The sequence below is a fragment of the Myroides sp. C1519 genome (assembly GCF_038039755.1).
Taxonomy (GTDB): Bacteria; Bacteroidota; Bacteroidia; order Flavobacteriales; family Flavobacteriaceae; genus Flavobacterium; species Flavobacterium phaeum_A.
On the sequence record NZ_JBBPHM010000017.1, the window covers coordinates 1 to 20,359 of the forward strand.

General features: G+C 32.6%; 14 protein-coding genes. 3 read left to right on the forward strand and 11 right to left on the reverse strand.

Going from position 1 to position 20,359, the window contains the following annotated elements; all coding sequences use genetic code 11:
- Positions 1-144 precede the first annotated feature (144 nt).
- The 5 genes from AABL81_RS10210 to AABL81_RS10230 form a co-directional block, all read right to left on the reverse strand.
- Entirely contained in the window at positions 145-1,362 is a 1,218-nt protein-coding gene (locus tag AABL81_RS10210) for a bifunctional folylpolyglutamate synthase/dihydrofolate synthase (protein ID WP_341340966.1), read from the reverse strand.
- Positions 1,363-1,382: 20 nt separating this feature from the next.
- Entirely contained in the window at positions 1,383-2,195 is an 813-nt protein-coding gene (locus AABL81_RS10215) for an energy transducer TonB (protein ID WP_158209148.1), read from the reverse strand.
- Positions 2,196-2,198: 3 nt separating this feature from the next.
- Positions 2,199-2,594 (reverse strand): ExbD/TolR family protein, encoded by a 396-nt coding sequence (locus AABL81_RS10220; protein ID WP_158209149.1) that lies wholly within the window; start codon positions 2,592-2,594, stop codon positions 2,199-2,201.
- The gene (locus tag AABL81_RS10225; RefSeq protein ID WP_090407674.1) at positions 2,594-3,313 is read right to left on the reverse strand and encodes a MotA/TolQ/ExbB proton channel family protein; all 720 of its coding nucleotides are present in this window, start codon (positions 3,311-3,313) and stop codon (positions 2,594-2,596) included. Before AABL81_RS10225 ends, AABL81_RS10220 begins: the two co-directional genes overlap by 1 nt.
- A gap of 328 nt (positions 3,314-3,641) precedes the next feature.
- The gene (locus tag AABL81_RS10230; RefSeq protein ID WP_341340967.1) at positions 3,642-4,730 is read right to left on the reverse strand and encodes an anhydro-N-acetylmuramic acid kinase; all 1,089 of its coding nucleotides are present in this window, start codon (positions 4,728-4,730) and stop codon (positions 3,642-3,644) included.
- A 100-nt stretch (positions 4,731-4,830) separates the two neighbouring features.
- On the opposite strand from AABL81_RS10230, the gene AABL81_RS10235 reads away from it, so the two are divergent.
- Both AABL81_RS10235 and AABL81_RS10240 read left to right on the forward strand, forming a co-directional pair.
- Positions 4,831-5,973, forward strand: a complete 1,143-nt coding sequence (locus AABL81_RS10235) for an acyl-CoA dehydrogenase family protein (protein WP_090407668.1) — start codon at positions 4,831-4,833, stop codon at positions 5,971-5,973.
- A 152-nt stretch (positions 5,974-6,125) separates the two neighbouring features.
- Positions 6,126-8,561 carry an ATP-binding protein gene (locus AABL81_RS10240; protein ID WP_341340968.1) on the forward strand — a complete coding sequence of 812 codons (2,436 nt, stop codon included), beginning with the start codon at positions 6,126-6,128 and terminating at the stop codon, positions 8,559-8,561.
- Between the two features lie 76 nt (positions 8,562-8,637).
- Here AABL81_RS10240 and AABL81_RS10245 read toward each other — a convergent pair whose 3' ends face one another.
- Entirely contained in the window at positions 8,638-10,047 is a 1,410-nt protein-coding gene (locus AABL81_RS10245; RefSeq protein WP_341340969.1) for an FISUMP domain-containing protein, read from the reverse strand.
- 301 nt (positions 10,048-10,348) lie between these two features.
- Here AABL81_RS10245 and AABL81_RS10250 point away from each other — a divergent pair, with 301 nt between their 5' ends.
- Positions 10,349-12,274, forward strand: coding sequence for a hypothetical protein (locus AABL81_RS10250; protein WP_341340970.1), 1,926 nt, complete (start codon positions 10,349-10,351; stop codon positions 12,272-12,274).
- A 102-nt stretch (positions 12,275-12,376) separates the two neighbouring features.
- On the opposite strand, the gene fabV is transcribed toward AABL81_RS10250, so the two are convergent.
- The 5 genes from fabV to AABL81_RS10275 all read right to left on the reverse strand — a co-directional run bounded on the left by fabV (position 12,377) and on the right by AABL81_RS10275 (position 20,355).
- Complete coding sequence (gene fabV / locus AABL81_RS10255; RefSeq protein ID WP_158209157.1) at positions 12,377-13,570, reverse strand: enoyl-ACP reductase FabV; 1,194 nt, start codon at positions 13,568-13,570, stop codon at positions 12,377-12,379.
- Between the two features lie 162 nt (positions 13,571-13,732).
- On the reverse strand, positions 13,733-15,700 hold the full coding sequence (locus AABL81_RS10260; protein ID WP_341340971.1) for an OmpA family protein: 1,968 nt from the start codon (positions 15,698-15,700) through the stop codon (positions 13,733-13,735).
- Between the two features lie 11 nt (positions 15,701-15,711).
- Entirely contained in the window at positions 15,712-16,644 is a 933-nt protein-coding gene (locus AABL81_RS10265; protein WP_158209159.1) for a PorP/SprF family type IX secretion system membrane protein, read from the reverse strand.
- A 13-nt stretch (positions 16,645-16,657) separates the two neighbouring features.
- Positions 16,658-17,929 (reverse strand): gliding motility-associated C-terminal domain-containing protein, encoded by a 1,272-nt coding sequence (locus AABL81_RS10270; protein WP_158209160.1) that lies wholly within the window; start codon positions 17,927-17,929, stop codon positions 16,658-16,660.
- Positions 17,930-18,381: 452 nt separating this feature from the next.
- Positions 18,382-20,355, reverse strand: coding sequence for an OmpA family protein (locus AABL81_RS10275; protein ID WP_158209161.1), 1,974 nt, complete (start codon positions 20,353-20,355; stop codon positions 18,382-18,384).
- Positions 20,356-20,359: the final 4 nt, after the last annotated feature.

The window sequence follows — 20,359 nt, forward strand, 5'->3', positions numbered from 1 at the left end:
CCCCCGACCCCCTCGGTGTAAACGAGGTGCTCTGAACCAACTGAGCTAATCGCCCTTTTTCTTTTATGAACGTGTAATCGTTTGTTGATTACGGGTGCAAATATACGACCTCATTTTTATTACGCAAGTTTTTTATGCAACTTTTTATAAAATTTCTGCAACCACAAATGTGCTTCCCCCCACGTAAATCAAGTCTTCAGACGTTGCCACAGACTTAGCTTCCGCATAAGCATCTGGTATTGAACCACAAACCTTACCATAAAGTTTAAACTCCCCTGCTTTCGCTTCTAAAACCTCAGCATCTAAGCCTCGAGAATTATTTGGCTTTGCAAAAAAATATTTTGCCTCTTTTGGCAATAATGGCAAAATTGAATCTAAATCTTTGTCATTTACTACACCGAAAACAATGTACAATTGCTCAAACTTCTCTTGTTTTAGCTGATTCATTACAATTGTTAACCCGTGTGAATTGTGTGCAGTGTCTGTAATTATCTTAGGATTGCTTCCTAAAACCTGCCAACGACCTTGCAAATTTGTATTCTTTACAACATTTAAAAGTCCTCTTTCAATGTTTTCTTGTGTAATAGTATAGTGTTTTTGCAACAACTCGATGCTTTGAAGTACAGTTCGAATGTTTGACTTTTGATAATCCCCTTTCAAATCTGAAGTAAGCACATTGTTAGCATACGTTTCTTGTGCAAAATAAATAGGTGCATTAGATGTAGCAGCCTTTGCCACAAACACTGGTTTTGTTTCCTCTGTATATTCGCCAATTACAACAGGGGTATTTGGTTTTATGATCCCCGCCTTTTCTCCCGCAATAGCAGAAAGAGTACTTCCTAAAAATGCCGTGTGATCTTTTCCAATATTCGTAATTACAGAAACAAGGGGGTCTATAATATTGGTAGCATCTAATCTACCCCCCATTCCTACTTCTATTACAGCAATATCTACTTGTTCGTTTTTAAAATATTCGAAAGACATACCAACTGTCATTTCAAAAAAACTAAGCGATTCTTGCTCAAAAAAAGGTTTGTTTTTTGCTATAAAATCAACAACAAAAGCTTCTGAGATTTCCTCTCCATTAATTTTAATTCGTTCTCTAAAATCTTTTAAGTGCGGAGAAGTATATAATCCTACTTTATAACCCGCTTCTTGTAAAACTGAAGCAACCATAGAAGAAGTAGATCCCTTTCCATTAGTACCAGCTATATGTATTGTTTGAATTTCCTTTTGTGGATTACCTAAATGATTTACTAATTTAATCGTATTAGATAAATCTGCTTTGTAAGCTACTGCTCCCTTTTGTTGATACATTGGAAGCTGAGCATACATCCATTCTAATGTTTCTTGATATGTCATATCTACAAAAAAAATAGGACCTAAGATCCTACTTTAAAATTAATAACTATAAAACCTATTTGAATATTAGGTGCTTTATCATCTGATTTCCATCTAAATGTTTTAGCTGTTGCAATTGCTGCGTCAGTTAAACATTTAGCCGAGTTAGTTGTACCACGTGTATGTTGAGCAGAAACCACTTTTCCTGATTTATCTACTCTAATTTCCACCACTACTGTACCAACTTCATTACAATCGGGTACTACTGATCCACGTGAAGCTAATGATCTTCCGTTTAGTCCCCAACTTGTACCTCCTCCAGCACCTTGTCCTTTTCCATTTCCATAAGTAGAATTAGAGTACATATCTCCATCCAACTTACCTTGGTCTCCGTTTACAGAAGAATCCCCTTGTCCTTGAGATTTCTCTCCCGTACTCTTTGGACCATTAATCAAGCTGGCTAATGCGTCAGTTGTACTTTGACTCGGTTTAGGGTCTGGTTTTTTCACTGGTACCTCAGCTTTTACAACCTCTTTTGGCTTAGGTGTTTCTTCTACTTTTTTAACCACAGGCACATCAACCTTATTTTGTGTAACTACTGGTTCTACCTTTGGTGTTTCCACTTTAGGAGCAACCTCTGGTTCGGGTTGCATTTCAATAGTTTCTTTTGGCTGAACATCACCTTTTCCTTTGTCTGTATTACCAAAGTTAATAGCTATTTCACCCCCTGTCAAAACTGTCTCTTGAACAGGAGTCATTATTTTGTAAAAGAAAAACAGCAAAAAAAGAATTACAAAAACAGTAGATGTAACTGCAAAAGCTTTCTTTTCACTATCTGTTTCTAATATCTTCATACCTTATTTTGGCTCTACAGCCAATACAATTTTATAATTATTTCGATAAGCAATATCCATCACAAATACAGCATCTTCAACAGGTACACCTTTAGCCACGTGTAAAACCACATTCGGTTCTTCTTGATTAGCTAATTTCTGTTTTAACCCTTCTTCTAATCCTTCTGATGGAAATTGGTCTTGATCTATAAAATAATTAGATTGATTATCTATACTAATCGCTACTGTTTCAACTGAATCTGATTTACCATCAGAATTTGGCAATACCAAATCTAAAGCGTTCGTCGTTGTCATCGTTGTAATTGCTACCATAAAGAAAATAAGTAACAAAAACACAATATCAGTCATCGACGACATATTAAACTCTGCCGAAACTCTATTTCTTCCTCTGATATTCATTAGGCAGGCTCATTTAATAAATCTAAAAACTCAACTGCGTTTGCTTCTAATTGGTGAACAATTTTATCGATTTTACTTACTAAGTGATTGTACCCAACATAAGCAATAATACCAACGATTAAACCAAATACTGTAGTCATCATCGCAGTATAAATACCCTCTGCTAATACACTCATATCTATACGAGCTGAACTTGCAGTTGACATTTCGTGAAACGCCATAACCATACCTACTACTGTTCCTAAGAAACCTGTCATTGGTCCTGCTCCAGATAAAGTAGCTAATAAGTTAATGTTCTTCTCCATTTTGTAAACCTCTAATTTACCTGCATTCTCAATAGCAATATTGATGTCTTGTAATGGCTTACCAATTCTTGAAATCCCTTTTCCTACTAATCTTGCAACAGGAGTATCTGTATGAGCACAAAGCACTTTTGCTTGGTCAATTTTACCTTGAGATAAAAATAATTTGATTTGACTCATAAAGCTTTCATCTACTTTAGATGCTTTTTTGATAGCAAAAAATCTCTCTAAATATAAGTACAAAGCCATAAACAACATAATGAAAATAACAACCATAATAGATTGTCCGATGATTCCACCACTAAAGATGATGTCGCTTAATGCTAACTCTTTGTTTACTGCACCTTCTGTTTTTTCAATTGCATCAGTTAAGTTTTGAGCAACTGCTGTAGTATCCACTTGTAAGAAATGAAACATAAATAATTCGTGTTTTTAATTTTAATGTCAATGTTGAAATTCGCCCATATTATAGCTTATCTATTTAAGTGATAAGACTACTATACTATCATAAACGATAAAAAAGCGATTTTAATATCTAACCTGATAAAAAATAACACTTTAGTACCCCAATAAATAGTCGCAATATGACGCTGAAATAAAGTCCAAATATAGAATGTTTTTTAAAGATTTTTCTCATTCTACACCCTATTTTTTACACATCAACCATAAAGTATATAATTTTCTTAACATATGATAGCTATTATGCTATTTTGTCAAGAGATTAATTTAACAATTCAATAACTCACTAATCGTGTTTTTCAAAAAAATTGTAAATCTTTCCTGAACTGTGATCGTATTTTGCACCAGTTACACTTGCTAAACAATTCACCTCATCTCTTATTTTCAAGACTCCTAAAAACCCGAATATAATAGCCTCTTTAAAGTCTATTATCAAATTATCTGGTTTTTTGAAGATTAAATGGGGACTATTCTCTCTAATGCGATACAGTAGATAATTATTGTGTGCACCACCACCTGTTACCAATACCGTACTTCCTTGTTTTAACGATAATCCGTTAGCAGTTTGAATGGCGATATGTTCTACTAAAGTTGCTAAGTAATCCTCCACAGACAAAGGGAACTTGGATAAAATTGGATTAACAAATGTTTTGACAAACTCTACTCCTAAAGACTTAGGTGCCTTTTCTTTATAGTAATCTAATGCATTTAGCTCTGCTAAAAGCTCACTATTCACTTTTCCTCTTGATGCGTGATGTCCCTCCGCATCATATTCTAATCCTACTTTACTCATCTGTGCATTGAGTAGTGTATTTACAGGAACAAGGTCAAAAGCAATTCTATACCCTCTATTATTCTCATAAGACACATTGGCAAATCCACCTAAATTTAAACAAGCCTCATAATCGGCAAACAACAAACGATCGCCGATAGGCACTAATGGTGCGCCTTGTCCTCCTAAAAGCACATCCTGAACTCTAAAATCGCAAACTACCTTCTGTTCTATCAAATCAGACAATAAAGGCAAATTACCTATCTGCAATGTATAGCCTAAATCAGGCTTGTGAAATACCGTATGTCCGTGTGAACAAACAGCATCTACTTCTTTTATTTTATGTGTAATAATGAATTCGCGAATAACACTTGCCAAATGCACAGTATATCGCTCATCAAAATGTTCTATTTCCTCCCTATTCAAATTAATTGCATTGGCTAACTTCGTCTTCCACGCTTCAGAATAAGGTACAGTTTCTGCATTCAAAACCTCAAAAGACCATTTGCCACTATCACAAGTAAATTCTACATATACCAAATCAACCCCATCTAATGAGGTTCCTGACATTACTCCGATAATATTATACTGAAACTTTTTCATAGGGATAAAATTAAACAATGTTCATTGAATAATTGATTTAATTCATATATATTTGGAAACTACAATACTAAGAATCAACTAAAAAATTAAGATACGAAAAATGGACTTTAAATTATCAGAAGAGCAGTTGATGATTCAACAAGCTGCTCGTGACTTTGCTCAAACAGAATTACTACCTGGTGTTATCGAAAGAGACGAGAATCAAATTTTCCCAGCAGAACAAGTAAAAAAACTTGGAGAACTTGGTTTCTTAGGAATGATGGTTGACCCGAAATATGGAGGAAGTGGATTAGACAGCGTATCATACGTATTAGCAATGGAAGAAATTGCTAAAGTAGACGCTTCTGCAGCAGTAGTTATGTCTGTAAACAACTCATTAGTTTGTGCAGGATTAGAAAAATATGCAAGTGAAGAACAAAAAGTGAAATACCTTACTCCTCTTGCATCAGGTCAAGTAATCGGAGCTTTCTGTTTATCAGAGCCTGAAGCTGGATCAGACGCTACATCGCAAAAAACAACTGCGGTAGATATGGGAGATTACTACTTGTTAAACGGTACTAAAAACTGGATTACAAATGGTAGTACAGCTGATTACTACTTAGTAATAGCACAAACTCACCCAGAGAAAAAACACAAAGGAATCAATGCTTTCATCGTTGAAAAAGGATGGGAAGGATTTGAAATTGGAGCAAAAGAACAAAAAATGGGTATCCGTGGTTCTGACACGCATTCATTAATGTTTACTGATGTGAAAGTTCCTAAAGAAAACAGAATTGGAGAAGACGGATTTGGATTCGCTTTCGCAATGAATGTTCTTAACGGAGGGCGTATTGGTATTGCTTCTCAAGCATTAGGTATTGCACAAGGTGCTTACGAATTAGCTTTAAAATACGCTAAAGAACGTAAAGCATTTGGTACAGAAATTATCAACCACCAAGCAGTAGCTTTCAAATTAGCTGATATGGCTACTAACATCTCTGCAGCAAGAATGCTTTGTATGAAAGCAGCAGCTGAAAAAGATGCAGGACAAGATATCTCTATCTCTGGAGCAATGGCTAAATTATTCTCTTCGAAAACAGCAATGGATACAACAATCGAAGCTGTTCAAATTCACGGAGGAAATGGATACGTAAGAGAATATCACGTTGAAAGAATGATGCGTGATGCTAAAATTACTCAAATTTACGAAGGTACTTCTGAGATTCAAAAAATCGTTATCTCAAGAGGTATCGCTAAAGAATAGTTTTTCCATTCGTTTAAATATAAAGAGGATGTACTGTGCGGTACATCCTTTTTTGTTTTCTTACCATTCCACAATTTGTCAATCAACTAATATTGAAAGATGACTTTCATTCAAATGACTTTTGTATTTTTACGCCATATTTCAATTATACTATGAAGCCATCAAGATCTATAAAAACCAAAATACTTTTCTTATACTTTACCCTATTTATAGCTGTAATCTTCTCTGGAGCATACATCTACAAAGAGGCAAAAAAGTTTACTATTCCAGAAGAGCAAGTAGTTGAAGAAAACAATAAAATATTTTTAGTCAGTAGTACTATTAATAACCTTTATAGTAGTGAAGCCTATAGCCGTAGTGCAATATTAACAGGTAATCAAAGTGATATAAACTTATATTACAAGGAACTTGACACCATTGTAAAGCAAATTGACTTGATGCAAAAACAAGTTCAAGATCCAATCACTATATCAAAACTAAACTCCGTAAAAGAACTATTAGCTAAGAAAAAAGTTAGCTTTAAAAGTATTATTAAAGCCCGTAAAGAACTGTCTGAAGACACGAAATACACAGAGGCTTTTTCTGAAATATACAATATTAGAGAAGAGATTGAAAACAAGGCTCAACCTATAGTAATCCAATCTAAGGAGAAAGAAAAACGCAGCGCGTGGGCACGTCTTTTTAAAGGAGATAATACAGATACCATTAAGACGACTATTAACTACCCTCGTGTATCTGATTCATTGATTAATGCCATGGAGAAAATTATAACCTCTACTCAGGCTAAAATCAATGAACAACAGAAAAAACTGTTACAACAAGAACAAAAATTATTACAAGAAAACAAGAATATCACCAATCAGCTAAGAGAGATTTTACAAAATGTAGAACAAAATATCTTAGTCCTTTCATATCAAAAAATAAACGAATCTAAATCACGAATAAGTACTGCTTCTACAAATATTGCTTATTTAGGTGGTTCTGCTCTTATTGTTATTATCATATTAGGGTGGATTATCATCAGAGATCTTAACCAAACCCAAGAGTATAGGGTTGCGTTAGAAAAGTTAAACCAAGAGAAAGAAGTGTTATTACGCAGTAAAACAATGTTATTTGCTACAGTAACTCACGATTTACAGACCCCTTTAGGCAGTTTAATAGGGTTTGCCGACTTATTGGACCAAACGCCTTTGCAAAATAAGCAAAAGCAATACGTGGCTAATATAAAATCCTCTTCACAGTATATTACTAACCTGGTGAACGATTTAACGGATTTCTCACGTCTTGAAAACAATAAAATAAGTATTCAAAAAGAAAATATCAATATCAAAGAGCTTATTTTTAGCACTTGCCAGGTATTAATTCCTTCAGCAGAAAACAAAAAGATTAGTTTAACGTGGGAAGTAGATGAGGCATTAGACCAAAAGTTTTATACAGACCCTTACCGCATCAAACAAATTCTTACGAACCTAATCACAAACGCGATTAAGTTTACACAAAACGGTGGAGTATCTGTTAGAGCATTTATTGAAAATGACGCTATACAAATCTTAGTAAACGACACTGGTATTGGTATTGATTATAGTGAAGTTGACAATATCTTCAAAGAGTTTAAACAAGCCCACGATGGTATTGAGAAAAAATTTGGAGGAACTGGATTAGGATTAAATATCTCCAAACGTTTAATTGAATTATTAGACGGAACAATTGCTGTGGAAAGTAAATTAGGAGAAGGTTCTACATTCTCAATTAACCTTCCTGCAATTACTATGGAAGAGGAACAAGAAATCGCACATACTGAAAACACTCAGAAACGCTTTGACATCTTACAAAACAACACTATTGCTGTTGTAGATGACGATAAAATACAATTACAATTAATGGAGGAAATATTAACTCCCCTATTCAAAAAGGTAATATTAATTGACGACTCTACAGAGGTAGTTCAGGTTATTTCAGATAAAAAGATAGACATCTTATTAACCGACATACAAATGCCTAAATTAGATGGTTTTGAATTATTACAAGCCATCAAACAAGAAGAGCAGCTTACTAATATTCCAATCATTGCATTATCTGGTAAAAGAGATATTACAGAAGAAGAATTTATCAATAGCGGTTTTACTGCAGCACATCCAAAACCGCTACAATTAGAGGAATTATTGATGTTAATCAGCAACGTACTATATCCTGATAATAGCATAGAGTCAATTAAACCAGCTGCTGTAAACGAAAGTAAAACAGATCAAAACAAAGCTTATAACACAGATACATTAATTCAGTTTATTGGCCCAGAAAAAGAAGCATTGCGCAAAATACTTGTGATCTTTTTAGATAGTACAAAAGAGAACATCTTAGATATGCATTATGCTGCAGAGGACTTTGACTTAGACACTTTAGGAAACATAGCACACAAGATGTTACCTATGTTCAGACAACTGGAAATTAACAATGTAATACCTCTATTGGAAGATTTAGAAAACCATAATATTTCATTTGATAAGCAAGAAGAAGTAAGTTTATACATTACAACTATTGAACAAGAAATCAATACAATATTAGCCCTTATTAAAGAGGAGAATTTCTAAAGAAAAAAAGGTTTTATAAATAAAAATGCCATCACAATATAACGTTGTGATGGCATTTTTGTTTATTACTTAGTGCTTAGAATTTATCTAACTCAATAAGACATCTTATTGAATATCCATAGTTCATATTCTCAAACCATTGATTTACGAATACTTCATCATAATAAAATCTTCTAAACATTGCTGTTTTCTCTTCATATTCATCAGTAGTCCAAAAATATGCTTGTCTCCCTTTACCAGAAAACTCCATAAAACTACTTTCAGATGTAGAACCATAAGCAAAAATATTTAAACCTGATAAATTGTTTCCATCTCCCGGTTTGTTTACACTACTGTTAAACAGCCATCCTGAAGTAGATTTCATTATTGGAGCAATAGTTTCCGACTCTCTTGCACCACCATAAGTATCATCAATATCAAAATTTGCAGGATCTAAATAATAAGCTATTGTTGCCCAATCTTTATGACCAGTAACTCTAAATCCTTTTGGAGCTAATCCTTTCGGACTTGTTGCAGCCATCCAGTTATATAATCCTCCCATTACATCCTTATTAGCGATATCATTATCGTAAAAAGCATAAGCTCCTTCTGTAGTTTCGTGCCAATCTTTCTTGTTTATATAGCCATTAATCGGAGAACCATCTAAATAATACTTAGTTTTTAAATTTTCAGCCAACCAAATTTGACCACCAATTTTCACTAACGCATATTTACTAACTTCTTCATTTCTTTTATCTTCAAGAACATAAGCTTCTAACTTAGCATCAACAACCGTTAATCCCTCACCTTTAGAAAAAGTAACACTTCCGTCATTTTGTATAAAAACAGTTTTAGCATCAGCATTTGCACCCTTTGAATAAGTAAATTTATTAAGTTTTAAATCCCATTTAATAGCTCCTCCATCAGGTAATACAACTCCTTCAGTATTGTTAATCTTACCATCTTTTAAAGTATGTAAAGTAATTCTTTGTTCTGCTATTTCTGTAGATTTTAAATACTCTAAGTATAATCTTGCTACTTCATTACCTGAATCATCGAGTACTTTATAAATATTTGACCCTTTAAACATATCTTTTGTAGGCATAGCCAATTGATAAGCTTTATTACCAACATTCTTATCTGCAGCAAGTTGTTTTACATTAATTTTCAGAAGAGACTTCCCAGTCTCATTAGATAGTAAATTAACCACTCCTACTCGTTCTTCTGTAGTTTCATTAACTTTTGCTTCAACTACAATTTTATCTACTAATCTCTCAATAGAAAGCCAAGAAGCAGTAGCTTCATCTAATTCAGCTTTCCACTCCAATTTAGAAGTTACTTTCACTTCTTTTTTCCCTCCATTTGCTTCATAATTCAGTAAATCTTGATCTACTTTAAAGCCTTCAATACTTTCAATACTTTCAACATTTCCATCATCACTTGAACAACTCGTGAAAAATGAAACAAAACACACAACTCCTAAGAGTAACAAATTCTTTTTTCCCATAATTTAATTTAGTTAATAGTTTTTAATAGTCACACAAATATATACTTTAAACTAAATAGTAGAAATTATTTTTAATTTATTTTTTAATAGTAATTAATTAACTTAAATCAATAATTAATCGATATAAAAATATTATTCATAAAAAATACAAAACTGTAATTTTTAAATTAACATTTTATATTATAAATTTTACAACAATATTAATATATTCGCCGACTATAAAACCTCCCAAATGATTTAGTAATTAATTCAAATCACCAATATAGATGAGAGGTAAACTAACAAACTTATTTAAAGCTTTATGAAAAAAAGATTTTTTTACGGGCTAATTGCTTCTGCTTCAATTGCAGCAACAATTTCGGCTTGTAGCAGCAGTGACAATAATCCTGTTGACCCTATTAATTTTGATGGTAGAATTGAAGCACAACTACCAAGAGAATTTAAATGGAATACCAATTCTAAATTAGGAATTTATCATTCAATGTCTACTGAAAGTGGTAAAAATGAATTAAATCACTTTACTTCAAAACTTATCAGTGGAGCAGAAACAAATCAAGCAACGTTTGAACCAATTTCAAACTTCGAAAAAGGTGTCCACACTTTTAGTGCTCTTTATCCACACCATGAATCACACGGAAATGATCCGAAAAAAGTGATAGTTAATTTACCAAGTGAACAATATCAAGCTGAAACTGCTACAAACGATAATATTGCAAACTATTCTTTCTTTTATGCTACACAAAAAATTAGCGTAAACAATAACAATTCATCTATTAATTTTGGGTTAAAAAACTTATTCTCAATATTAGAGTTTGACTTTACATTAGAATCACCTGATCAAAAAATATCAGAAATTACTATTACTTCACAAAACCAAAATTTAGCAGGAGACTTTACTGTTGACTTAACTGCTGATAAAGTAATTACTCAAACAGGTTCGAATACAGCTAAATCAATTACATTAAAAAGTAAAAATGATGCTTTAAATACTAACTCTATTAAAGCGCGTATTACAATTAATCCATTATTAGAAAAACAACCTTTAAAAATATTAGTACAAGTTGATGGTAAAACTTTAGATTTTGATATTGCACCTGAAGCTTATTTACCTAATCATATTTACAATATTCCTCTTATTATCTTCTCTCCTGCAGAAGATTTAAATAAAAATGGTTATGCTAATAGTTATATTGTAAGCGAAGCAAATAAAGCTTATAAATTTGATGCTAAAGTTCAGGGGAATGGAAAATCTACATCTAAAATAACTCCTAAGAAATTGACTCCTAAAAAAGCATTTGTTGTTTGGGAATCTTCAAAAACAGAAAAAGGAGTAATTGCAAATGTATCTCTTGATGAAAATGGGATTGTTACTTTCATTACATCAGAAAAAATTGGTGGTAATGCGTTAATTGCAGTAACTGATGGGGAGCCTACAGATGAATTCCCTATGGGAACAATTCTTTGGAGCTGGCATATTTGGAGCACTCCTTATGACGTAAATAAAGACATTACTGTAAAAAGTAAAGCTGGAGATAAGTTTCAATTTATGGCTATAAATTTAGGAGCATTATCAGTAGATCCAGATAAAAAAGGTAATGGATTAAAATACCAATGGGGAAGAAAAGATCCATTCTTAAAAGACGGTTTTAAATTAGATGGTTCTGAACACGAAGGAATTGTTTACCACACTAAATATGGATGGCAAGCAAGTACATTTACTGCAAATGGTAAAGACTCTGCTATTGATGAAGCAGTAAAATTCCCTACAGGATACTTTAAAGCTTCACACGGAAGTGACTTTGATTGGAATGGAAAAACATCAGGTATAGAAAATAGAAATAACGAATTATGGGGTAATTTAGAAAATAACTTAGGTAAAAAATCTATTTACGATCCTTGTCCAATTGGTTATAGAGTACCTCCTACAGAAGCTTTTGAAAGTTTTGACTCAGACAATGGAAAATTTGTAAATGAAAGTTGGGAATTTAACGCTGAAAATGGACAGAAAATAACTTTCTCAACTGATCCAAGCTACTTAATGTTTACATCAGGAGCACCTGTTGGACCAGGAAGAGAAGGAAAAACAGCACATTATTGGACATCAAGTACAAAACCAAAATCTAATAATACTAACGCTTCAAGTTTCTTAATTGAAAAAGGATGGATATCAGATAACCAAACTGCACAAAGAGCTTTAGGAGCTTCTATCCGTTGTATTCGAGAATAATTATAAAATATATGAATAGGTAAACTACATTTATCCATTCAGCTTATAACAAAAAGGGGATCGTAAATTACGATCCCCTTTCTTTATAAAAATAATTATATATTATTTTATACTTTCAACTTGTGTTAACTCATCACTCTCTTGATCGTAGTTAATACCATCAAATTCAAATCCAAATAAGTTAAAGAAGTCCCTTCTATATCCAGCTAAATCAGAAATAGCTTCAATATTCTCAGTAGTTACTTCAGCCCATAGCTTAGCAACTTCAGCTTGAACATCTTCTCTCATTTCTAAATCATCAACACGAATACGTCCTTCTGAATCTAATTGTGCATCAGTAGCATATAAACGCTCAGCAAATAAACGTTGCATTTGTTCGATACATCCTTCGTGAATACCTTTCTCTTTCATTACTTTATATAATAATGATATATAAAGAGGTACAACAGGAATTGCAGAACTTGACTGAGTTACTAATGCTTTATTTACAGAAACATAAGAAACACCATTCTTATCCTTTAATAGCTCATTAATTGTAGACACAGTAGCTTCTAAATCATTTTTAGCCATACCAATTGTACCATTGCGGTAGATCGGATATGTCAATTCAGGTCCAATATAAGAATAAGCAACTGTTTTAACACCATCAGCCAAAACCCCTGCAGCTTTTAAATCTTCTATCCAGAACTTCCAGTCTTCACCCCCCATTACAGCGATAGTATTATCAATATCCGATTGTTCTTTAACAGGGTCAATAGAAATATTAGTAACAACGCCAGTATGGAAATCTACTGTTTTATTAGTAAAAGGCTCTCCAATTGGTTTCAAAACCGATGCATAAGCAACACCTGTTTTAGGGTGCGTACGACGAGGTGAAGCTAAACTATATACTATTAAATCAATCTGACCTAAGTCTTGCTTAATCAACTCTATAGTTTGCTTTTTAATTTCATCAGAAAAAGCATCTCCATTGATACTTTTTGCATATAAACCAGCTTTAGTTGCTTCTGTTTCAAAAGCAGCTGTATTATACCAACCTGCAGTACCAGGTCTACCAGCAGTACCAGGTTTTTCAAAGAAAACACCAATAGTAGCAGCATTAGATCCAAAAGCAGCTGATATTCTTGAAGCTAATCCAAAACCTGTAGAAGCACCAATAACCAGTACTTTCTTAGGTCCATTGTTAATTTGTCCTTTAGACTTTACATACTCAATTTGCTTTTTAACATTTTCAGCACATCCCTCAGGGTGAGAAGTTAAGCAAATAAATCCTCTAGTTCTAGGTTGTATTATCATTTTAAATCTTTTTCTACTTAATTGACTTTATTCCAAGTTGCAAATTAATCATTTTATAAGAATAAAACACACTTAATAATAGAATTTTATACTTACATAATAGTACTAACTATTTTATAAAAAAAACCTCTTATTGTATAATACAATAAGAGGCTATTTTAATTATAAATCTGTTACAATAAATTCACTTCGTCTATTAACAGCATGCTCATCTTCACTACACTTAACTCCGCGTCTACAACCATTTAGCAATTGTGTATCACCAAAACCACGATAAGTTACTCGATTACCTTGAATTCCATGCGAAACAATCCAATCTCGTGTAGATTTAGCACGTCGATCAGACAAAGCTAAATTATAAGTAGGATTACCTCTACTGTCTGTATGAGAACGCACATCAATTGTTAAGTCAGGATTCAACCTCATTACCTCTACAATTTTAAACAATTCTACTTCTGCATCTTGTCTAATCTCAGCCCTATCGTAATCAAAATAAATCGGTTTAAGTTTTAATTTCTCAAATAAATCGTCATTAACCTTAATTGGTTCAATAACTTGTTCTAATTCTATATCTAATACCTTTAAACCTGAAACCCCAGATATCTCAAAAACTGTCTCGATTGTATTAAAACCATTCTTTTGAGCTAAAACTCTATATTTCTCATTACAAGATAAAACCTTTGACTTATAAATACCTTCATTATTAGTGTATAATGTATCTGCAGACTTATAAAGAGCATCTGATATTATAACCATAGCACTTATAATTGGTTCTTTCGTTTCTTTATTAAAAACTTTTCCAGTTAACTCTTGTAAGCAAGGTTTTTCTTTAAAAGAATAAATATCATCTCCACCTTTTCCACCAGGACGATTTGAACTAACGTATCCATCTGTTCCTACTCCATTAATAAAAAAGCTAAAATCATCATAACTACTATTAATAGGCGTTCCCATATTTACAGGGTCTCCAAGAGTACCATTATCATTAATCTTTACAACAAAAACATCCAATCCTCCTAAACCTGGCAATCCATCAGATGAAAAGAACAAATAGTTATCAGCAGAAACAAAGGGAAAGTTTTCACGCCCTGAAGTATTAATTTTACTTCCTAAGTTTTCTGGCGTACTAAACTCTCCATTACCAAAAATACCAACTCTATAAATATCTGATTGTCCTAAACCACCTTTTCTATCCGAAGCAAAATATAACCACTTTTCATCTGGTGACAAAGCAGGGTTAGCTGTACTAAAATTATCAGAATTAAATGGTAACTCCTCTACTTTTCCCCACTTACCATTACCTAAAAGTGAAGCTCTATAAATCTTAGTTAAAGTACTATTGTCTTTATTTTTTCTCTTCTTTCCACTTGATGAAGAGTTATTTCTTGTAAAATAAACTGTTTGTTTATTGCGTGTAAAAACAGCGGTAGCATCATTAACTTCAGAATCTAATTCAGAAGAAAACAAAACTGGATTTTCTAAAGAACCATTTAAACTAATTGTACTTGAAAATAAACTTGTATAACTCTCATTTGTCCACTTATGAATCAAATTTTTAGGTTGAGTTGGTGTCAAGCGAGCAGAAGTATAAATAAACTGATCTCCGTAAACTGTAGCTCCATAGTCTGAATAAGGAGAGTTTACAATAAGGTTAGTTAACTCAAATGTTTCTTCCTTATTTTCAATTTTCTTTAAATAATCTTTATTTGACAAGAACAACTTAGCTCGTGAATCTTCACTTTCTAATTCTGAAAAACGTACCATTACGCGATTTGACTTCTCATAATCACCAATAGACTTTAATGTTTCTGCATAACGATAATAGTATTCTGAACCTACTGTCCCCTTCCCCTTATCAATGTAAGTCCCTTCAAACAATTCAAAATACCATTTATTTGCCTCAATAAACTTCCCTGTAAAATAGTAAGCATCACCTAACTTCTTAAGAATATCAGCATTTCTATGCCCTTCTTTCGCCACTTTCTCATAAAGTTTAATTGCATCTATATACGCAAATTTCTCAAACTCTACTTCTGCTTTTTTCTCTAAAACTTTTTGTGAAAAGCCACTCAAAGAAAAGCCTAAGCAAAATAAACTACATAAAATAATTTTTGTATTTTTCTTAATCATATTTTCATTTTTTAAAAGAAACGTGATGTACTTACTTTATTAAATCGGCTAAATAATTCAAACCTCATAAATATCTCGTGAGATCCTGAATTATAACGTGCTAACTTTGATGTATCTGCGTCATAACTATACCCAATAAATAGTCCATCATTAATTTGGAAACCAGCCAAACCACTAATTGACGAATCCCATCTATAAGCAGCTCCAACCGTAAACTTGTCAACAATTAAAAAGTTAGCTGTTAAATCCACTTGTAAAGGAGCCCCAGACACTGCTTTAGCTAAAAATGCAGGTTTTAATTTTAAACTTGGGTTTAAATCAAATACATATCCTCCCATTAAATAGAAATGCATTTTTTCTCTCATCATTTTAGTTCCTTCATTTTCAAATCTATCAGATGTTAAAAATGACGGTACAGAGAATCCTACATATGCTTTATCAGAATACATATACAGTCCTGCTCCAAAGTTTGGATTAAACTTATTACTGATATTCTCTTGAAAAGTAATATCCTCACCATCTCTAATATCAAGCTTAGTATAATCAACATTTAAAAGATTAGCTGTAGCTTTTAAACCAAATGCAAGTTTAAACTCATTATTTAAATCAATAGTATAAGATCCATTAATCGAAATATTATTCTCATCCATTGCACCAATCCTATCATTTGTATAGTTTATCCCAGCAGCCATCCCTTTATCTCCAATTGGTGTATCAATAGATAAGTTAGCCGTTTTTGGCGCTCCATCTAAACCAACCCATTGCGCTCTATACATTCCAAAAATACTCATCATACCACGAGAACCAGTATAACCAGGGTTTATATTAGTCGTATTATACATATAATGTGTATACTGTGGATCTTGTTGTGCTTGTACATCTAAACCAACAAATAACATTGCTGATAATAGAACACTTAATTTTATATATTTACTTCTTTTCATTGCAATTTATTTTCTAATTATTTTCTAAATGTAAGTATCCAGATTTTGTAACCCATTCTGTACCATTACCATTTTTCTTCTCATACTTTAAAATATAATAGTAAGTACCTGACGGTAATTTTCCACTTCCAATAACTCCTCTACCTCCTGACTCACCTATAAACACATTCTCAGAACCATCTCCATTAGGGTCATAATTATTTGTATCAAAAACTTTAGATCCCCAACGATTCACAATCTGAACACTATTATTTGGATAATGATTAATGTTTTCTATAATGAAATAGTCGTTTTGACCATCTCCATTAGGTGAAACAGCATTATAAATTTTAATTTCATCTGTAAAGTTGCTATCAACAATACCTAAAGTAAAAATCCCTTTAGCATCAATAGCTGACGGTGTAGTAATAGTTTTCTTAACTGAATCAACTTCTCCTGATTCTGCTACCCAAACTTTAGCTTCTTCATCCCATCTAAGAATATGCAATCCATTATTAACATTATCTAAAATATTTTTAGAAGTAGTATTCTCATTCCAAGATAACGCTACGATTACAAAGCCTGTTTTAGCTTTATTTTCAACTTCCCAGTATTCAGTATCATCAACCTCTAAAATCGCATTCTTAGCGGTATGAGGTCTTTTTAGTAATGGATTTTCATATCTATATACTGTTTTAAATAAGTCATCCTTACCTATAGAAGCTCCTAAAGTAATTGGACGATAATATTCTCCATTACCAACCGGCATAGTCAACTCATCACGTCCATCCCTTTCAACAGCACCTACAACGTGACTATCATCTCCTACTTCTTCTACAGAAGCTCCTTCAAGAAAAGTAATTGCACCTTGCTCTTTCTCGTTTACAAGAACATTTCCTCTTTTAAAATAAGTTTTCCCATTAATATCTATTTCATTCTGTAAAGACAATTCTTTCGTATCGAATGTGATATTAAAAAAACTTGTTCCCTTAGTACCACTTAGCACAGTTTTTTCTTTATTATCATCATTTTGCTCAAAAAATGTATGCCCTTCTTTTGAAGATGAACTAAAATTATAGATCCCTTCATTCTTAAAATCATCTAAGAAATAAGCCTTCCCGTCATTTGTAAAATTACCCGACGCGCTATTCTCAAATTCACCAACAGTAGAAAGCACTGTTTCACCACTTACAAGAAATTTTCCTTCATTATAAAACGCAGATGTTTCTTGTCCAAAAGAAACTCCAGTAGTTGCTAAAAGCACTAACGGGAATATCCCTTTTCCATATGTAATTTTTCTTTTCATAGTTTTAGTATTTTTCAATTTTCTTTTTCACACTTAATAATACAAAATTAGCAAAATAATAAAAAAACAACTAATTTATGTTAAGAATTATATTAATCACAAAACAACAAGTTAAAAGCACACACACAAAATAATTATTTTAACTATTTTTAGAATTAATATCATTTTTAACAAGATTACACTAATAAAAAAAAAATGAAAATACCTTAGGTTTTCTATATTATCAGACCAGATAAGTTCATAAATCCCTCAGAATCAAATACAAAATTTCAACAACTAACTATTAATAGATAACTAAAAAAATATTAAACATAAAAAAAGGGCTGCCTAGGAATAGGCAGCCCTTACTTTTGGCTAAGTACTGCATTTTTACATCTCACAGTAGATGGGTCGAAAAAAAAATTGTTTTGTTGCTCTGAACAAATATCTATAATTGTTTCTAACGAAACAGATTAAAGTTCCAATACGATAAACTCACTACGACGGTTTAATTGGTGCTCTTCAACAGTACATGGTACTCCGTTACTACATTTGTTTAACAATCTTGTTTCACCGTAACCTTTTCCTGTAATTCTACTTGCATCAATACCTTGTTTAACCATCCATTGAATTGTAGATTTCGCTCTTCTATCTGATAAACTAAGGTTATAATTATCATTACCTCTACTATCAGTATGAGAACGAACATCAATTTTCATAGTTGGGTATTCTTTTAATACCTCTACCACTTTCATTAACTCAATCGCTGCATCAGGACGAATGTTAGACTTATCAAAATCAAAATAGATTGGTTGTAATTTTAATTTCTTAAACAAGTCATCTTCAACTACAATAGGCTTCTCTGTTTTCTCTAAAGCGATATCTTGCTTGAATACACCACCTGGATTAAAGTCTAACTGAACAATTACTTCTTCAGTATTATACTCAGGAGCTTCGGCTTTCAAACGATACTTAACACCACATTCTGCCTCTTCAACTTTGTAATAACCTTGCTCATCAGTCAAGATTTCTCCTATTTTCTTATACGTATTATCAAACACAGTAACTGTTGCATTTGCTAAAACCTCTTTAGTATCCTTATCAAATACAATACCTTCTAAGATTTGACGACAAACTCTTTCCATAAAGAAATAAATATCATCTCCTCCTACACCGTCTGCTCTATTTGAACTAACAAATCCTTTTTTAGTTTTGTTGTCAATATAAAAAGCAAAATCATCTGTACTACTATTAATTGGTGCTCCCATATTAGTAACCGTACCAAAGCTTCCATCAACATTAATTTTAGCTACAAATACATCTAATCCTCCTAAACCTGGGTGACCATCAGAAGAGAAAAACAAGAAATTATCTTTAGAGATAAAAGGAAATGTTTCTCTACCTGCAGTATTCACTTTATCTCCAACATTCTCAACGTTTCCGTAACCTCCTGTTGGATAAATAGCAACTCTAAAAATATCAGACTGCCCTAAAGTTCCTTCTCTATCAGAAGAAAAGTATAACCAGCTTTCATCAGGAGTTAATGCAGGGTGAGCTGTATTAAAGTTATCCGAGTTAAAAGGTAACTCTTCTACATTCTCCCATTTACCCTCATCAGATAAAGTTGCTTTATAGATTTTTAATAAAGTATCTCTATCCTTATTTCTTTTCTTTTTCCCTTTTACACTTGTATTATTACGTGTAAAGTACATTGTTTTTCCATCAGCAGTAAACACAGCCGTAGCTTCGTTTACTTTACTATCTAATTCTGGAGCAAACTTTTCCGGTGCTTCAAAAGTTCCATCAGCATTAATTGTTGACGAAAACAAACTTGTAAAGCTCTCGTTTGTCCATTCGTGAATTCTTCTACCTGATTTATCCTCAGTTTCTCTTGCCGAAGTAAAGATTAACTGATTTCCTAATAAAGCAGCTCCATAATCAGAATAAGGAGTATTTACACCAATATTCGTCAGTTGGTAACGATTAGAATTCGCTTCAATATCTTTTAGGTAACGATCCTTTTGTTCTTCAAATAATTTAGCACGAGAATCCGAACTTTCCATTTCTGCAAACTTCTCCATCATTTGCTTTGAATAATCGTAGTCTTCTACTGCTTTCAAAGTTTGTGCAAAACGGTAATAATACTCCGAAGAGATTGCGTTTAAATCTTTATCGTCATATTCACTATTAAACAAAGCACTATACCATTTATTAGCTTCGATCAACTTTCCGTTGAAATAGTAAGCATCAGCTAACTTTTGTAACATTGATGCATTTGTATAACCTTTATCAGCAATGCGCTCATAAATCTTAATAGCATCTACATAAGCTAATTTTTCGGATGCTTTCTCAGCTTTTTTCTCAGCTACTTTCTGAGCGAAACCTTGAATTCCAGCTCCCAAAAGCAACATTGTAAACAATCCTATTTTAATAATCTCTTTTCTCATACTA

Bases quoted from the DNA above. Each gene is read 5' to 3' on its own strand.
- fabV (WP_158209157.1), bottom strand. From the start codon at position 13,570: ATGATAATACAACCTAGAACTAGAGGATTTATTTGCTTAACTTCTCAC.
- AABL81_RS10250 (WP_341340970.1), top strand. From the start codon at position 10,349: ATGAAAAAAAGATTTTTTTACGGGCTAATTGCTTCTGCTTCAATTGCA.
- AABL81_RS10230 (WP_341340967.1), bottom strand. From the start codon at position 4,730: ATGAAAAAGTTTCAGTATAATATTATCGGAGTAATGTCAGGAACCTCA.
- AABL81_RS10240 (WP_341340968.1), top strand. From the start codon at position 6,126: ATGAAGCCATCAAGATCTATAAAAACCAAAATACTTTTCTTATACTTT.
- AABL81_RS10265 (WP_158209159.1), bottom strand. From the start codon at position 16,644: ATGAAAAGAAGTAAATATATAAAATTAAGTGTTCTATTATCAGCAATG.
- AABL81_RS10235 (WP_090407668.1), top strand. From the start codon at position 4,831: ATGGACTTTAAATTATCAGAAGAGCAGTTGATGATTCAACAAGCTGCT.
- AABL81_RS10270 (WP_158209160.1), bottom strand. From the start codon at position 17,929: ATGAAAAGAAAAATTACATATGGAAAAGGGATATTCCCGTTAGTGCTT.
- AABL81_RS10260 (WP_341340971.1), bottom strand. From the start codon at position 15,700: ATGATTAAGAAAAATACAAAAATTATTTTATGTAGTTTATTTTGCTTA.
- AABL81_RS10215 (WP_158209148.1), bottom strand. From the start codon at position 2,195: ATGAAGATATTAGAAACAGATAGTGAAAAGAAAGCTTTTGCAGTTACA.
- AABL81_RS10225 (WP_090407674.1), bottom strand. From the start codon at position 3,313: ATGTTTCATTTCTTACAAGTGGATACTACAGCAGTTGCTCAAAACTTA.
- AABL81_RS10210 (WP_341340966.1), bottom strand. From the start codon at position 1,362: ATGACATATCAAGAAACATTAGAATGGATGTATGCTCAGCTTCCAATG.
- AABL81_RS10275 (WP_158209161.1), bottom strand. From the start codon at position 20,355: ATGAGAAAAGAGATTATTAAAATAGGATTGTTTACAATGTTGCTTTTG.
- AABL81_RS10245 (WP_341340969.1), bottom strand. From the start codon at position 10,047: ATGGGAAAAAAGAATTTGTTACTCTTAGGAGTTGTGTGTTTTGTTTCA.
- AABL81_RS10220 (WP_158209149.1), bottom strand. From the start codon at position 2,594: ATGAATATCAGAGGAAGAAATAGAGTTTCGGCAGAGTTTAATATGTCG.